This is a genomic window from Micromonospora sp. B9E7, assembly GCF_039871815.1.
Classification (GTDB): Bacteria; Actinomycetota; Actinomycetes; order Mycobacteriales; family Micromonosporaceae; genus Micromonospora.
The window spans coordinates 52843-67981 of the sequence record NZ_JBDPLX010000029.1; the positions used below are offsets into that span (position 1 = coordinate 52843).

Consider the following 15139-nt stretch of genomic DNA (forward strand, 5'->3'; position numbering starts at 1 on the left):
GGTGTGTCGGGCTGCTCGGCTGCCGTCGACCGAGGAACGAGGCCGCTGATGGAGTCTCAGGCGGCGGCAGCCAGGCCGGGTGACCAGTGCGGCACCGGTGGGCGCGGCAGGGCGCGCACCGCCCCGGGTGGAGTCCCGACGCCAGCCGGGGCGGTGTGGTCGGGCGACCCCGGCACGATGCGGATCGACGCTGCGCCCCGGTCGGTGCCCGGCGGCCGACGACCGCCCGCACGGGCCGGCGTCGCGGATGCCCGGGTCGGCGGCACGTCGCCCGCCGACGCGACGGTCCGGAGCCGGCGGGAGATCGGCGATCGCGCGATTCCGCGATTGGGCGCGGGCGGTGCGGCGGTCACCGTCGGGCTGCGGAGGCGTCGGAGCAGCGCGTCGGAGGGCGACGTCGCGAAGGCGGCGTCGAGGCGGTCGTTCCGGGTGCGAACGGCGTCGAGGAGCACGACCTCGTTGCGCCGTACGGCCGAGCCGCCGACGGAAGCACGACCAGCGCCAACCGGGTCGGCACCGGCGTGCTCGGCCGCGGCGTGGTCACGGGGAAGGACGGCGTCCGGGTGGACGCTGTCGAGGCAGACGCCGTCGGCGACGCGGCGGCTGAAGACGGTGCGCAGGGCGCGGGGCAACCGTTCGGCGGCGACCTGACGCAGCGCGGGCGCGGCGAACGCGTAGCCGCCGGCGCGGTGGGGGAGCAGCAGCCCGGCGGCGGCCAGCCCGCGCAGCGCCGGTGCGGACCGGCCGGGCGTCCAGCCGAGGGCCCGGTCGACGGCCGCACCGGAGATCACACCACCGAGTGTCCCGGCGGCCATCAGCACCGCCCGCCGTTCACCGTCGAGGTGGTCCAGCTCCGCGCCGGCGACCCGGCGTAGCGCCTCGGGCAGCGGGAGCGTCTCCGGGTCGGCACCGTCCACGAGCGACGCGACGTACGCGGCCGCGTGCCCGGGTCGGCCTCCCACCAGCGACAGCAACCGGCCGGCCAGGGTCACCGGCTGTCCGGCCCGGGTGAGCAGGTGGCGCAGCAGTCGTCCGGACTGCACCGCGGCCAGTGGCCCGATCGTCAACCGTCGCGCCGGGCTCGGTCGGGTGTCGGCCCACTGCGGTTGGTGCAGGGTGATCAGGGCAAGCGGTAGACCGCGTGCCGTCGCCGCGCTGAACAACGTGTGCAGGAACCGGCTCATCGCGGGCGCCGCCCGGTCCACGTCGTCCACGGCGACGATCAACGGCTGGTGCGCGGCCAGGCCCAGCAGGACGTCCCGGCAGATCGCCGCCCCCGCCAGCGCCGCCGACGAGCTGTCCGGAGTGGTCAGGAACCGCTGCAGGGCCGGGATCGCCGCCGCGACGCGCTCCGGAGGGAACAGCGACGTCAGGGCGGCGACCAACCGGTCGTGGATCACCGCCGGGCCGTCGCCGTGCCGCACCCCCGCGAGGCCACGGAGCAGCTCGGCGGCCGGTGCCAGGACCTGATCGGGGTACGGCTGGCAGGTCGCCACACACCAGCGCACCGACACTCCGTCCACCGTGGTCAGTCCGCGGGTCAACTCGTGCAGCAGGCGGCTGCGGCCACTGCCGGTCGGGCCGACCAGGGACAGCCACCTGGGGCTCTGTTCGCGGATGGCCTGGCTCACCTGGTCGCGGATGGTGGCCAGCTCGCGGCGACGACCGATCAGCGGGCCGTCGTGGCGATCGGTGCCGGGGCGTACCGGACCGACGGCGTGCCATACCGGCATCGGAGGCACCCGACCGGCGACCGGCACCGCCGCCAGCTGACGCTGGGTGATCAGGCCGGCGGTGGCCCGTGCGGTGGCCGCGCAGAGCGCCACGGCGCCGGGCTCCGCGTACTCCTGCAGCCGGGCCGCAGTGGTGATCACCGCGCCGCTGGCGACGCCGTGCCCGCCACTGACGGCGCCGCCCAGGTCGACCACGACCTCGCCGGTGGCGACACCGACGCGCACGCGGAGTCTGATGTCGCCGACCATCGGCCGGCGGTCCAGAGCGGCCTGGATCTCGAGCCCGGCGCGCACCGCCCGGTACGCGTCGAAGCCGTCCGAGTGCCGCGCGCCGAAGAGGGCCATCACCGCGTCGCCGACGTACTTCTCCACGACTCCCTGCCAGCGGTGCAGCACGCCGGCGACGGTGTCGAAGTAGGCCCGCTGCAGGGCGCGGACGTCCTCCGGGTCGAGTCGGTCCACCAGACCGGTGGAGCCGACGATGTCGGCGAAGAGGACGGTGACGGTGCGTCTCTCCTCCGGCACCGGCCAGTGCCCGGTCACGGTCCGCTGCGGGTCGACGACGATGATGCTGCTGCTGGTCATGGGTATCGCACCGGCCCTTCTTCCCGCTCCTGCCTGATGACCTCCGGAGATTGGCATCCCTGGGCTCACGGGGGATCTGCAGAACGACGTATGTCGGCCACCCGCAACCTTTAGTCGCAAAGTCGACGCGAGGAGTACCACAAGCGGCGGATCGCCGTAGAACGGTGCGGGGCACTGTGATTAGGCTGCGTGCCATGGCCAGCGATGTGGACACCGCACCGCTCGTGGGTCGGGCCGAGCTGGTGCGGACGGTCCGGTCCGCGTTGCTCGGTGACGCGGCGCACGGGCAGACCGCCGCCGTCTTCCTGACCGGCGAGAGCGGTGTGGGCAAGACCCGGTTGCTGGGTGAGATCGGCGACCGGCTGCGTGACCAGGGCGCCGTGGTGCTCACCGGCAGCTGCCTGGACATCGGCGACGCCTCTCCGCTGCACCCTCTGTTGCAGGCACTGCGCCGCTACGACGCCGACCTGTCCGCCTCTCGCGCGCGCAGCTCCTCCGCGGTGCGCGGGCTGTTGCAGATGGTCGCCGACGAGACTGCCGCCCCGGACGGCGCGGGCGCGTTGCTGGAGCGGGTCTCGCGCGGACTGCACCTGATCGCCGAGGGCAGACCGTTGGTGTTGATCCTCGACGACCTGCAGTGGGTCGACCGCAGCACCCGGCAACTGTTGCTCTACCTGTTGGCCGGTCTGGGCGACCTTCAGCTCTCGGTGCTGGCAGCGGTACGCGCCGAGTCGTTGCAGGGCGCGCACCCACTGCGCCGGGTGCTCACCGAGCTGCGTCGCCTGCGGACGGTGCGGGTGCTCGACCTGGCACCGCTTGGCCGGGCCGACACCGAGGAACTCGCCGCCGCGGTGATCGGCCGGACCCTGTCCGTGGACGCGGCCGAGCAGGTGTGGCAGCGCAGCGGCGGCAACCCGTTCGTCATCGAGGAGCTGGCCCGCGACCTGCGCGACGGCCGCGACGGCCTGTCCGAGACGCTGCGGGAGATCTTCCTCGACCGGGTCGACGCGCTGCCACAGCACGCGCACGCGGTGGTGCACGCGGTGGCTGCCGGCGTCGAGCCGGTGCAGCACTGGCTGCTGGCCGAGGTGCTGCGGTTGCCCGAGGACGAGTTGATCGACGCGGCCCGCGCGGCGGTGGCACACCGGCTGCTGGTCGGCGCCGACGACGGCTACCGGCTGCGGCACCGCCTCGTCGCCGAGGTGCTGGCGCACGAGTTGCTGCCGGCCGAGCGTTCCGGGTTGCACCGCCGCTACGCCGAGGCGCTGACCTCCGCGCCCGGTGAGCTGCACCAGGCCCGACTGGCACACCACTGGCGGCTGGCCGGTGACCCGGCGCGCGCGTTGCCGGCGGCGGTCGCCGCCGCGCAGGAGGCCGAGCGGCTGCACGGCTACGCCGAGGCGCACCGGCACTGGTCTGCGGCGTTGCAGCTCGCCGCCGACTCGGGTCCGCTCGCGGTGGACCGTGTCGAACTGCTCGGAAACGCCGCCGAAGCCGCCCACCACTGTGGGGAGCACGCCCGCGCGTTGGCCCTGCTGGAGGAGCTGGCCACGCTCCAGGGTGGTGAGCCGAGCTGCGCGCTGCACATCCGCCGGGCCCGTTACCTGGCCGCCGCCGGTCGCTCGGCGCTGGCCGAGGAGGAATACCAGCGGGCGCTGAAGGCGGCGGACTGCTCCCCGCGCGACCGCGCCGCGGCCGCCGCGCGCCTGGCCGAACTGCTGCTGCACCTGGGCCGGTACGCCGACGCCGGTGAGCGGGCGCGGGAGGCGCTGGCGTTGGCCGAGAACGTGGAGGGGTCCGCCACCGAGGTCGTGCTGGCCAGCTCCGCGCTGGGCTTCAGCGACGCCTGTCTGGAGGACCCGGACGCCGGTCTGGCGGTCATGCGCGACGCCCTCGACGCCGCTGAGCGCGCCGGCCAGCCCGAGGACGTGGCCTGCGCGTACCTGCACCTGGCGGAGTTGCTGACCGGGCCACTGAACATCCTCGAGGAGGGCGTGGTCGTGGCCCGGCGGGGCGCCGAGCGGGTGGCCGAGCTGGGGCTGGGCCGCACCTGGGGCACCCGGCTGTTGGCCATCGCCATCAACGGATTGTTCCGGGTGGGTCAGTGGGCCGAGGCGGAGAAGGTGGTCGCGGCGGCGCTGCGGCACCGACCGTCCGGTGCGGACGCCGTCGAGTTGCTGCTCGCCCGGTGCCGGCTCTCGGTGGGCTACGGCGACATCGAGGCCGCCGGTCGGGACCTGGACGCGGTGGCGACCCTGCTCGCCGGCGGTGGGGCGCGGCACGTCATTCCGCTGCTCACCCTGCGCTCCGGGCTGGCCATGTGGGAGGGCCGGCACGACGTGGCGCGGCAGGCGGTGCAGCGTGGCCTCACCGAGAGCCGCTCCGACGACGTGATGATCCTGTCCGCCCTGGTCTGGCACGGTCTGCGCGCCGAGGCGGAGGCGCACGCCAGCCGCACCGTGGACGTGGACCCGACGGCGGTACGCCGGCTGCGCGACGTCGCCGACCGGGTGGCCCGTAAGAGCGCGGGCGCGGCGCGACCGGTGCGGTCGGTGGTGGAGGGGTTCCTGGCGCTCTGTGCCGCCGAGGTGAGCCGCCTCGACGGCAGCGATCCGGAGCTGTGGGCGGTGTCGGCGGCCGAGTGGGACCGTCGCAATCACCCCTACCCGGCGGCGTACTCGCGGCTGCGGCAGGCCGAGGCGCTGTTGGCTCGGCGCAGTCGGCTGGCGACCGCCGCCAAGCTGTTGCGCGAGGCGTACGAGGTGGCGCAGGGGTTGGGCGCGGTGCCGTTGACCTCGGAGATCCGCGAGCTGGCCGGGCGGGCCCGGGTGCCGCTGGAGGAGCGGGACACCGCCGGCGCCACGCGGGGGGCACCCGCCCAGGCGTCCGACGACGAGTTGGCGGCGCTCACCGCGCGGGAGCGGGAAGTGCTCGCGTTGGTCGCGGAGGGACTGACCAACAAGGAGATCGGGCAGCGGCTGTTCATCAGCGAGCGGACCATCGGGGTGCACGTCTCGCACATCTTCGACAAGTTGCAGGTCCGCACCCGCGTGCAGGCCAGCGCGATCCAGTTACGTAACCAGCGCGGCTGACCGATCACGACGTATCCCGGCGCGCCTGTGCGCGCCGGGATACGTCGTTCTACTGATTCGGCCGACGGGTGCGGGCTGAAAGGCTGTGCCGCGTCGACGACGGCACGGGGGATGCCGCCGACCACCATGGAGGAGAGATGACCGAACCGGTCTGGGGGCCCGTGCACCGGGACATCGTCGACCTGCTCGCCGACCATCCCGCGGACGTGCCGGCCGTGGTCGATCACCTCACCAAGCTCCAGGACCTGCTGGTGCGGTTGCCTCCGTTGGAGGAGAGCTGCCCCCTCGCCGACTTCAACAGGCTCTACCTGACCATCACCAGCAGCGTCCTCGACGGGCTGTACGACGACCGCTTCGTCGACCCGGCGTTCCTGTCCCGGCTCGACGTCGAGTTCGCCGCACGCTACTTCGACGCGATGCGGTTGTGGACCGACTCCAGCCCGGGCACCCCGAAGGCCTGGTCGTGCCTCTTCGAGCGGATGCGGGGGCCGGACGCCCGCCCGCTGCCCTCGGCGGCAGCCGGGGTGAACGCGCACATCAACTTCGACCTGCCGTTCGCGTTGGTGACCACGTTCGACCACCTGGAGTCGGAGCCGGTCGACGGCAGCGACCAGCACCACGACTACCTGGAGATCAACAACATCTTCGCGGACAAGATCCCCGGCCTGCGTCGCGGCTATCTGGAGCGGTGGCAGCTGCTCATCGACATGCTCAACGGCGACATCGACGACTGGTACCAGGGGGAGCTGGTCGAGTACACCCGCGATGTCGCGTGGCGCAACGCGCAGAAGATCTGGCGGTGCCGGCACGATCCGGACGCCCGCGAGTGTGAGCGCATGCGGTTGGACGACAACGCCGCAGCGCTCGGCCGGCTGCTGCTCTCGCCCCTCGGGGCGTTCCTGCAGTAGTCGGGACGGGGGGTCCCCGCGCTCCGCCCCGTGGGGGGCGGCGGAGCGCGGGGGCGCGTCCCACCAGCTCCACCCACCCCACGGGGCCGGGCCGACGTCCGGTCGCCTCGGGGGGTACAGCCGGTCGGCCCGGGGGGTGTCGACCGTCTGCCACCGTCGGCCGGCCCGGGGGGTGTCGGCCGGCGGTGGGGGAGGGGCGTCGACGGTGTGAGATTGCGGGGTGTCGGCGGGCGCGTAACGGGTACGCCCGCGCCATGACCGTCCTGGCCCGGCGGCGGCCCGCCGCCCGACCCCGGCCCGCGCGGCCCGGGCCCCTGCGGCCGGGTGGCCCGGTGTCCCGACCCACCGCCCGGCCGGGTGCGCGATGACCGACGTCGCGACCCGGTTTCCGTTCCGCTTCGATCCGGTGTTCCGGCCGGTGTTGGCGCTGGTGGGCGTCCGCCCGGCGACGGCATGGGTCGCCGTCACGGACCGGGAGCTGGTGATCCGGTACGGGCCGTGGCGGCTGCGCACCGCACGGGACAACGTGACCGCCGTCGAGCTGAGTGGCCCGTACCGTTGGTGGCGGGTGATCGGGCCGCACCTGTCGATGGTCGACGGGGGCGCGAGCTTCGGCAGCAGCACGGCGGGCGGGATCTGTCTGCGGTTCGGCGCACCGGTGCCGGCCCTGGTGCCCGGCGGGCGCGTGCGGCACCCGGCGGCCACGGTGACCGTCGCCGACCCGCCGGCGTTGGCCCGACTGCTCGCCGTTCCGGACCCGTCCTGAACAGCGCGTTCTCGTCCCCGGTTCGGCCGGCTGGGCACCCGGCAACCGCCTACCGTCGGGTCAGGACCTGTGAGGGTGGGACTGACGATGGGTGACGAGCACCGGGCGAGAGCACGACGCTGGGGCGGACGCCGGCACGCGCCGACCGGGCCGGACCCGGCGCTGCGGGCGGCCCGTGACCCGGCCCTCCCGCACCCGGGCGGCCGGGCGGGGATCGTGGTGCCCGAACGCGTGGCCAGCCCGGCCCGTTCGGCGCCGCCGGCCAGCCCACTGCGCCGGTGGCTCTTCCAGCACCAGGTGCAGCCGCCCGGGCCGGAGGCGACCGAGGGGCAGAACCGCAGGCACGCCTGGTGGCAGGTGATGTGCCTGACCGGGGTGGACTACTTCTCCACGTTGTCGTACCTGCCGGGGATCGCCGCGGTGGCGGCCGGCGCGCTCTCCCCGCTGGCGACCCTGCTGATCGTCGCGCTCACCCTGTTCGGCATGTTGCCGATGTACCGGCGGGTGGCCCACGACAGCCCGCACGGTCAGGGTTCGGTGGCGATGCTGGAGCGGCTGCTGCCGTTCTGGCGGGGCAAGATCTTCGTCCTCGTGCTGCTCGGCTTCGTGGCGACCTCCTGGATCATCACGATCACCCTCTCCTCGGCCGACGCCACCGTGCACCTGTTGGAGAATCCGTACCTGCCGGACGCCCCGGAGGGTGCCCTGGTGCCGGTCGTGGTGACCGTCGTGCTGCTGCTCATTCTCGGTGGGGTGTTCCTGCTCGGGTTCCGCGAGGCGGTGGTCGTCGCCATCCCGCTCGTCGCGGTCTTCCTGGTGCTCAACGCGGTGATCGTCGGGGTGGCGGTGGCCCGGCTCGTCGAGAACCCGGGCATCGTGTCGGACTGGACGACCGCGCTGACCACCACCGGAGGCGGCCCGGGTCACGTGCTGTTCACCGCCGTGTTGGCGTTCCCGCTGCTGGTGCTGGGGTTGTCCGGTTTCGAGACCGGGGTCAGCATGATGCCGCTGGTCGCGGCCGAAGGGCCGGACAAACAGGCCCGCCTCGCCGCCCGGATCCGCAACACGCGTCGGCTGCTCACCACCGCCGCCCTGATCATGTCGGTGTACCTGATCTCGACGACATTCGTGACCACGGCGCTCATTCCGGCGGAGGAGTTCCGGCCGGGTGGCGGCGCGAACGGGCGGGCGCTGGCGTTCCTGGCGCACACCTACCTGGGCGAGGCGTTCGGCACCGTCTACGACGTGAGCAGCGTGCTGATCCTCTGGTTCGCCGGCGCGTCGGCGATGGCCGGGCTGATCAACATCGTGCCGCGCTATCTGCCGTCGTACGGCATGGCGCCGGAGTGGGCGAGGGCGGTGCGCCCCGTGGTGATCGTCTACACCGTCGTCAGTGTCGCCATCACGATCGCCTTCCGGGCCGACGTCAACGCTCAGGCCGGGGCGTACGCCACCGGCATCCTGGCGATGATGGTCTCCGGCGCGGTGGCGGTGACGATCGCGGCGGCCCGCCGCCACCAGCGCGTCGGCGCGATCGGCTTCACGGTGCTGACCCTGGTGCTGCTGTACGCGCTGGTGGAGAACGTCGTCGAGCAGCCGGACGGGATCACCATCTCGGCGCTGTTCATCCTCGGCATCATCGCGGTCTCGCTGGTGTCCCGGGTCACCCGGACCACCGAGCTTCGTGCCGAGCGGATCGAGTTCGACGAGCCGGCCCGGCGGTTCATCGCCGAGTCGCTGGCCCATGACGGGCAGTTGCACCTGATCGCGAACAAGCGGCAGAGGGGCTCGGTGAAGGAGTACACCGTCAAGGAACGGGCGCAGCGGGGGATGAATCCGGTGCCCGGGGCCGCGGACGTGCTGTTCCTGGAGATCGACGTGGTCGACCCGTCGGAGTTCAGTCAGGTGTTGCGGGTGCACGGGATCGAGGTGAGTGGCTTCCGTGTGCTGCGGGCCAGCAGCCCCGCCGCGCCCAACGCGATCGCCGCGATCCTGCTGGCCCTGCGTGATGCCACCGGGGTGCGGCCACACGCGCACTTCGAGTGGTCGGAGGGGAGCCCGATCGCGCACCTGGCGCGCTATCTCATCCTCGGCCGTGGTGACACGCCTCCGGTGGTACGGGAGATCATCCGCCGGACCGAGCACGACCCGCTGCGACGTCCCGGCATCCACGTCGGCGGGTGATCGGTCGCCCCGTTTGATGGGTTCCGAAGATGAATAAGGGCACTATTCACGTTCACACCTTCCTGTCCGTATTGCGGACCTATCGTGACGTTTGGTGGCTGGCAGCACGTCGAGCCCCCCGCGCCCGGATCGGCGCGCGGACACGTCAGGCAGGCAGGAAGGTAGGCACCGTTGATGTCCACGAACCGAGAGGGAGACCGCGCGACCCGACCCAGACGGCGGTCCCGATGGTTCTTAGCCAGCGGTTTGCTGGCGGGGAGCCTGGTCGTGGGGGCGGCCGGCGTGGCCGGCGTGGCGGCCGCCGCAGACCGCGCCCTCACCCTCCCCGGCCTGGGCCGGCTCAGCCCGACAGCGGGGAGCGACGACGACCGCCGGGCCGACGATCGCCGCCAGCCTGAGCCCCAGGACGCCGAGCGGGACCGACCGGCCACCCCGGGCACCGGCAAGCGGGGCGTGGTGTCGGTGCCTTGCGACGCCGCGAAGCTGGTGGCAGCGCTGGTGACGGCCAACGCCGAGGGCGGCGCGGAACTGCGCCTCGCGCCCAAGTGCCGCTACGTCCTCACCGAGGCGTTCCACGAGACCGACCAGTACGACGGCGGGATCCGCGACGCCCGGGAGGCCGCCGACGCCGCGGAGACCCCCGGTGACGCCGAGGCGCCTCCGCGCAACCCGGCCGACGACACCGCCGGTCTGCCGGTGATCTACCAGCCCATCACCATCGACGGCGCCGGGGCCACCATCGCCCGCGACGCCCAGGCCGCCGCGTTCCGGTTCTTCACCGTCCGCGACGGCGGGGAGCTGACCCTGCGGGACGTGGAACTGCACAACGGCCGCTCGGCGATCGAGGGTGGCAGCGTGCACGTGGTGCACGGCGCGAGCGCCCTCGTGGAGCGGGTCACCGTCACCCAGAGCACGTCGCTGTCGCCCGAGGGCGGCGGCGGGGGCATCTTCAACGACGGCAACCTGGTGGTCACCGACTCCACGTTCATCGGCAACAGCGCCTCCGGCGCCGCGGGCAAGGGCGGGGGCCTGCTCAACGGTGGTGTGCTGACGTTGAAGCGTTCGGAGTTCCACCGCAACAGCGCCAACGCGTACGGCGGCGGGCTCGGCAACTACCGAGGCGCGGCCGAGGTGGAGAGCGTCTCCTTCACCCAGAACAGCGCCGTCCAGGGCGGCGGGCTGGCCAGCTTCTCGGCCCGGACCAAGGTCTCCGACACCGAGCTGCTGAACAACACCGCGCAAGTCGGCGGCGGGGCCGCGAACTCCGACGCGGTGCTGGTGATGCGCACGATGACCATCCGCGGGAACACGTCGACCGTCAACGGCGGCGGCATCTCGACCGTCAAGGGTCTGACCCCGCTCGACGACAGCGTGGTCGAGGGCAACACCACCCACGGCCTCGGCGGCGGCATCTACGCCGAGAAGGCGAACCTGTTGGTACGCGGCAGCGACGTGACCCGCAACGAGGCGGTCGGCGCCACGTCCGTGGGTGGCGGCATCTACGCGACCGCCGGCTCGGTCGCGATCTACACCAGCAAGATCACCCACAACGCGTCGACGGTGAAGCCCGGTGGGATCTTCGCCTCGCACGCCCAGGTCAAGATCGACGACGAGAGCGTGGTCGTCGAGAACGAGCCCACCAACTGCGAGGGCAGCCAGGTGCCCATCGCGCACTGCTTCCGCTGAGGACACCGCGCACCCATCCCGAACGCGCAGCCGGCCGCCCCGACGACCAGTCGGGGCGGCCTGGCGCGTCCTGCCCGCTGGCGTCGGGTGGATCAGCTCAGCGCGCGCAGGCGGCCGGAGAGGTCGCCGGCGAAGAAGTCGAGGAAACCGTCCGGGTCGGGACCGGCGTTCTGCAGGACGATGTGGTCGAAGCCGGCGGCGACGTACGACCGGACCTTCGCGACGTGCGGCTCCGGGTCGGGGCCGACGGCGAAGAGCTGGCGGATGTGCTTCTCCTCGACGTACGCGCTGGCCGCGTCGAAGTTGACCGGGTTCGGCAGCTCGCTCATCACCTTCCAGCCGGTGACCATCCACCGGCTGGTCCGCAACGCCGCCTGCAGCGCCTGCTGCTCGTCGGTGGCCCAGGCAAGCGGAACCTCGGCGTAGCGGGGGCCCGAGCCGTGCGCGTGTCGGTAGTGCTCGACGATCGACGCGTCCGGCTCGGTGGCGAACAGCCCGTCGCCCAGTTCGGCGGCGAGCCGGGCCGACGCCTCGCCGCTGGCGGCCACGGCGATCACCGGCGGTGTGTCCGGCAGGTCGAAGACCCGGGCGTCCTCCAGTTGCAGATGTCGGCCCTCGTACGACTGGTAGCCGCCCTGCCAGAGCAGCCGGATGATCTCCAGTGCCTCGCGTAGCCGCTCGTGCCGGCCTCGTACGCTGGGGAAGCCCTGTCCGACGACGTGCTCGTTGAGTCGCTCGCCGGCCCCCACCCCGAGGGTGAACCGTCCGTCGGAGACCAGCGCCATGGTCGCTGCGGCCTGCGCGATGATCGCCGGGTGGTAGCGGACGGTCGGGCAGGTGACGCCGGTGGCCAGGCGCAGGGTGCTGGTCTTGGCCGCGATGGCGCCGAGCACGCTCCAGGTGAACGACGAGTGGCCCTGGACGTCGAGCCAGGGGTGGTAGTGGTCGCTCATCTCGACGAAGTCGAAACCGGCCCGCTCGGCCAGGACGGCCTGCCGGATGATCTCCTGGGGGCCGTACCCCTCCGAGGCCAGCTTGTAGCCGATCTGCATGCCCTGCTCCCGACGCCGTCCGCGTGACTGACGCCGGGTCGGTTCCCGACCGGAGCACCGACAAACGCCGCAGAACCGCAAACCAGCCTCCTAGGATGCCGTACGGGGTGCTGGTCAGGTCACAACGGAACCCGTGGCGCCCTGGTCCTGGGTTCTCGCGGTCTGATCGCCGGGTCGCGTCCCCAGCAGGGCAGTGAATGACACCGTGCTGAACGCCGTCGGCAGGGCGATGGCTGCCCACATTCCGCCGGTTCGTCGGAGGACAGAGACAGGGCCAGCGTGGCCAGAGCAGCCCCGATGCGAAGCCCGAACGCGAGCGTCGTAACGGCTGGATCGTCGCTAGCGGCGAGGGAAGGGCGGGCAGTAGCGTGGCGACCACTCTGCTGCGTTCGCGACCGCTGAATCGGCTCCTTCGTTCTGGCGCTCCGCCTCGCCGCCGCCACCTGTCAGCTGGAGCCGATGCGTTCGTGCTGGGTCAGGCTGCGTCCGGTCGGTGGGCGGGTTGGAACAGTTCGATGAGGTTGCCGGCGGGGTCGGTGAGCAGGATTTGGCGTCCCCCGGGACCGGCGATCACGTCGGTGCGGAACGAGAGCCCGGTGCGACGCAGTCGGTCGATCTCGGCATCCAGGTCATCGACGATGAGGTGGATGCGGTTGCGTCCGGCGTCGATTGCGTCGTCGGGCGTGGCGCGGGCTCCGGAGCTGGCCGGCCCGGACAGCAGCAGTCGCAGCGGGCCGCGTACGACGTCGGCGAAGGCGGGCAGGGCATTCGTGTTGAGGGTGAAGCCGAGACGGGACGTGTAGAAGTCGACGGCCGCTTGGACGTCATCGACGATGTAGCGGACGCTGGCGCGCTGGTCGGGCGTTGTCATGGCGGTATCCCTCCGTTCAGGGGCGGGTGGGCTTGACGACGGATAGCAGGTGTCTGACGCGGGTGTCGATGTCGGCCGCAGCCCGCTGGAAGGCGGGGTAGCTGGCCCGTTCGGTGTCTGCGGCCGTGGCGGGGTCGGGGATGCTCCAGTGCACTCGGCGGGGCTGGCCTGAAAAGTCAGGGCATGCCTCGCGGGCCTTGTCACACAGGCTGATGACGTAGTCGAACCGACGGCCGGTCAGCGTGTCCCAGTGCCGGGGGCGCTGGTCGGTGATGTCGAGGCTGAACTCCTCGCGTAACACCCGTGCTGCATTGGGGTGCAGGTGGGGCTTCGGCCGGCTACCGGCGCTGGTCACCTCGACCTGACCGTTGGTGTGGTGCCAGAGCAGAGCCTCGGCGATCGGTGAGCGGGCGCTGTTGCCGGTGCAGACGAAGAGCACGCTGAGGCGGGGTGTGCGCCGCAGGTCCGCCGGGAGTACGCGCGGCGCGCCGGGTTCCCGGCGTAGCGCCGGATGCAGCGCGGTACCGGTATCGGCCAGTGCTTGCGCGCAGCGATCCAGATCGAGGTGGTAGTAGCTGTCGCGGCCGTCGAAGCTGCTGCGTGTGGCGGTGACCAGTCCACCGTCGCGCAGTAGCCGCAGGTGATAGGAGACCAGGTTCTGCGGCTCGGCCACGAGCGTCACCAGTTCCCGCACCCGGTAGTCGCTGTCCGCGAGTTCGGCCAGCAGCCGCCATCGCAACGGATGGGCGGTCAGACGCACGAACGCCGGGGCAGGTTGACTCGACTTCACCACAGCCGGACGATACATCAAACAGAGGTGATGCACCAAGCTGATTTGATGGAATGGAAGCTGTTGAGGGGGCGGGTGGTGGAGTCCGAGCGCCAGTCCTGCCGCGCGCAGGCCCAGGCCCCCTACCGGGAGCCTGGGCCGGCGCGCGTCTGTCCTACTTGGACGGTTCGGGCAGCTTGCAGTCGACCTTGGGGTTGGCGCCGATGTAGTTCAACGGCCCGGCCACGATGGTGACCAGGATCGTGCCGGCCTCGGCGCAGTTGGTGTCGTCGCCGCTGTAGTAACCGCGTTGGCCGGCCGCGACCGCGCCGATCAACAACCAGATCACGACGATGACTCCGAGTATCGAGGTGCCGCGCATCGCTGCCTCCTGAGGAATGTGGTGGATTGCTGAGGTGCAGGCGTTGTACCCAATCGGGTCACGCGGCTAACGGTCGCGCACCACGACCCCGCGAATGGTCCGTCCGGCCGATGCGGTCCACCGATGAGTACCGTCCGCGCATCGGCCACCCGCACCGGGTAACACGGGCGCTCTATCGGATCGCCGACCGACCTCGCCGCCGTACGTGCCGGTGGACGTAGAACTGCCTCACGGCCCCGCCGAGGAGGACTCATGGACGCCCCGACACCACCCCTGTACATCGACCGCCCCGAAGACGTCGCGGTCGCGGCCCGCGCGCTCGCCGGCGGTGCGGTCGTCGCGGTGGCGTTCGCCAACCTCTACGCCGTCGTCACGCGCCCCGACCCGGCCACCGTGCGCCGGGTCAACCTGGCCAAGGGGCGTCCGGTCCACCAGGTCGGCAGCATCACCACCGCCATCGGACGCATCCCGGGGATGTACGACTGGACGCGGATCTCACCGAGACTGCCGGTCGGACGGGTGCGGGCGTTGATGGACGCCCTCTACGGGGCCGGTCCGTTCGGCTTCCGGGGGCCGGCGGCGGAACGGATCCCCGAGCACCTCGTCCGCGTCGACCAGGGGTTGCGGACCACCCAGGTGATCGCGCCCGGTCTCACCTGCCCGTCCAACGCCTTCTTCGAGCGGGCGCTCGCCGAGAGCGGTTCGGACCACCTCTACATCACCTCGGCGAACCGGTCCCGGCACCTCACCGGCGCAGCCGAGGAGCCGGCGCACTGGAAGGCCGGGCCCCTCGCCGCCGACTTCGCCCACCTCGACGACCTGGTGGTGCTCTCGCACCGGGACGAGGCGGCGGCCCGTGCCGCGTACCCGGGCTACCTCACCACCTCGGTCACCCTGCTCTCCTTCCACGCGCCGGAGGGTGAACTCGAAGAGCCGCCCGTGCTCACCCTGGACCGGCACGGATCGCTGCACCTGGACGAGGTCCGCCGGGCCGCCGCGCCGCTCGGCCTGCAGGTGCGCCTGGCCGGCACCGCCCGGCAGCGGTTGCGGGTCCGGGGGTACGCCGGGGCGCTGGTGTGAGCGGCGGTCGCCCGGGCTGGCGTCTCCACGT

11 protein-coding genes are annotated in these 15139 nt (G+C 72.4%); 6 read left to right on the forward strand and 5 right to left on the reverse strand.

Features of this window, described 5'->3' with window-relative positions; translation table 11 throughout:
- Nucleotides 1-56: 56 nt before the first annotated feature.
- Complete coding sequence (locus tag ABGB10_RS30745; protein ID WP_347664483.1) at nucleotides 57-2318, reverse strand: adenylate/guanylate cyclase domain-containing protein; 2262 nt, start codon at nucleotides 2316-2318, stop codon at nucleotides 57-59.
- Between the two features lie 194 nt (nucleotides 2319-2512).
- Here ABGB10_RS30745 and ABGB10_RS30750 point away from each other — a divergent pair, with 194 nt between their 5' ends.
- The 5 genes from ABGB10_RS30750 to ABGB10_RS30770 all read left to right on the forward strand — a co-directional run bounded on the left by ABGB10_RS30750 (nucleotide 2513) and on the right by ABGB10_RS30770 (nucleotide 10954).
- Nucleotides 2513-5410, forward strand: a complete 2898-nt coding sequence (locus tag ABGB10_RS30750) for an AAA family ATPase (RefSeq protein WP_347664484.1) — start codon at nucleotides 2513-2515, stop codon at nucleotides 5408-5410.
- Between the two features lie 137 nt (nucleotides 5411-5547).
- The gene (locus ABGB10_RS30755) at nucleotides 5548-6318 is read left to right on the forward strand and encodes a DUF5995 family protein (RefSeq protein WP_347664485.1); all 771 of its coding nucleotides are present in this window, start codon (nucleotides 5548-5550) and stop codon (nucleotides 6316-6318) included.
- A 364-nt stretch (nucleotides 6319-6682) separates the two neighbouring features.
- A complete protein-coding gene (locus tag ABGB10_RS30760; RefSeq protein WP_347664486.1) occupies nucleotides 6683-7084 on the forward strand; it encodes a hypothetical protein in 402 nt (133 codons plus the stop codon).
- A gap of 87 nt (nucleotides 7085-7171) precedes the next feature.
- Entirely contained in the window at nucleotides 7172-9268 is a 2097-nt protein-coding gene (locus ABGB10_RS30765; RefSeq protein WP_347664487.1) for an amino acid transporter, read from the forward strand.
- A 174-nt stretch (nucleotides 9269-9442) separates the two neighbouring features.
- Nucleotides 9443-10954, forward strand: coding sequence for a hypothetical protein (locus tag ABGB10_RS30770; protein WP_347664488.1), 1512 nt, complete (start codon nucleotides 9443-9445; stop codon nucleotides 10952-10954).
- A gap of 92 nt (nucleotides 10955-11046) precedes the next feature.
- Here ABGB10_RS30770 and ABGB10_RS30775 read toward each other — a convergent pair whose 3' ends face one another.
- The 4 genes from ABGB10_RS30775 to ABGB10_RS30790 all read right to left on the reverse strand — a co-directional run bounded on the left by ABGB10_RS30775 (nucleotide 11047) and on the right by ABGB10_RS30790 (nucleotide 14028).
- Nucleotides 11047-12006 (reverse strand): TIGR03557 family F420-dependent LLM class oxidoreductase, encoded by a 960-nt coding sequence (locus ABGB10_RS30775; RefSeq protein ID WP_347664489.1) that lies wholly within the window; start codon nucleotides 12004-12006, stop codon nucleotides 11047-11049.
- A 475-nt stretch (nucleotides 12007-12481) separates the two neighbouring features.
- On the reverse strand, nucleotides 12482-12877 hold the full coding sequence (locus ABGB10_RS30780; protein ID WP_347664490.1) for a VOC family protein: 396 nt from the start codon (nucleotides 12875-12877) through the stop codon (nucleotides 12482-12484).
- A gap of 16 nt (nucleotides 12878-12893) precedes the next feature.
- Nucleotides 12894-13670, reverse strand: a complete 777-nt coding sequence (locus tag ABGB10_RS30785) for an ArsR family transcriptional regulator (protein WP_347664491.1) — start codon at nucleotides 13668-13670, stop codon at nucleotides 12894-12896.
- 151 nt (nucleotides 13671-13821) lie between these two features.
- A complete protein-coding gene (locus ABGB10_RS30790) occupies nucleotides 13822-14028 on the reverse strand; it encodes a hypothetical protein (protein ID WP_088989422.1) in 207 nt (68 codons plus the stop codon).
- Between the two features lie 252 nt (nucleotides 14029-14280).
- Between ABGB10_RS30790 and ABGB10_RS30795 the strand changes: the two genes are divergently transcribed.
- Complete coding sequence (locus tag ABGB10_RS30795; RefSeq protein ID WP_347664492.1) at nucleotides 14281-15108, forward strand: hypothetical protein; 828 nt, start codon at nucleotides 14281-14283, stop codon at nucleotides 15106-15108.
- The last annotated feature ends 31 nt before the right edge of the window (nucleotides 15109-15139 follow it).

What these genes read in the sequence shown, in the direction of transcription:
- ABGB10_RS30745 (WP_347664483.1), bottom strand. Translation starts at nt 2,318, where the DNA reads ATGACCAGCAGCAGCATCATCGTCGTCGACCCGCAGCGGACCGTGACC.
- ABGB10_RS30750 (WP_347664484.1), top strand. Translation starts at nt 2,513, where the DNA reads ATGGCCAGCGATGTGGACACCGCACCGCTCGTGGGTCGGGCCGAGCTG.
- ABGB10_RS30755 (WP_347664485.1), top strand. Translation starts at nt 5,548, where the DNA reads ATGACCGAACCGGTCTGGGGGCCCGTGCACCGGGACATCGTCGACCTG.
- ABGB10_RS30760 (WP_347664486.1), top strand. Translation starts at nt 6,683, where the DNA reads ATGACCGACGTCGCGACCCGGTTTCCGTTCCGCTTCGATCCGGTGTTC.
- ABGB10_RS30765 (WP_347664487.1), top strand. Translation starts at nt 7,172, where the DNA reads ATGGGTGACGAGCACCGGGCGAGAGCACGACGCTGGGGCGGACGCCGG.
- ABGB10_RS30770 (WP_347664488.1), top strand. Translation starts at nt 9,443, where the DNA reads ATGTCCACGAACCGAGAGGGAGACCGCGCGACCCGACCCAGACGGCGG.
- ABGB10_RS30775 (WP_347664489.1), bottom strand. Translation starts at nt 12,006, where the DNA reads ATGCAGATCGGCTACAAGCTGGCCTCGGAGGGGTACGGCCCCCAGGAG.
- ABGB10_RS30780 (WP_347664490.1), bottom strand. Translation starts at nt 12,877, where the DNA reads ATGACAACGCCCGACCAGCGCGCCAGCGTCCGCTACATCGTCGATGAC.
- ABGB10_RS30790 (WP_088989422.1), bottom strand. Translation starts at nt 14,028, where the DNA reads ATGCGCGGCACCTCGATACTCGGAGTCATCGTCGTGATCTGGTTGTTG.
- ABGB10_RS30795 (WP_347664492.1), top strand. Translation starts at nt 14,281, where the DNA reads ATGGACGCCCCGACACCACCCCTGTACATCGACCGCCCCGAAGACGTC.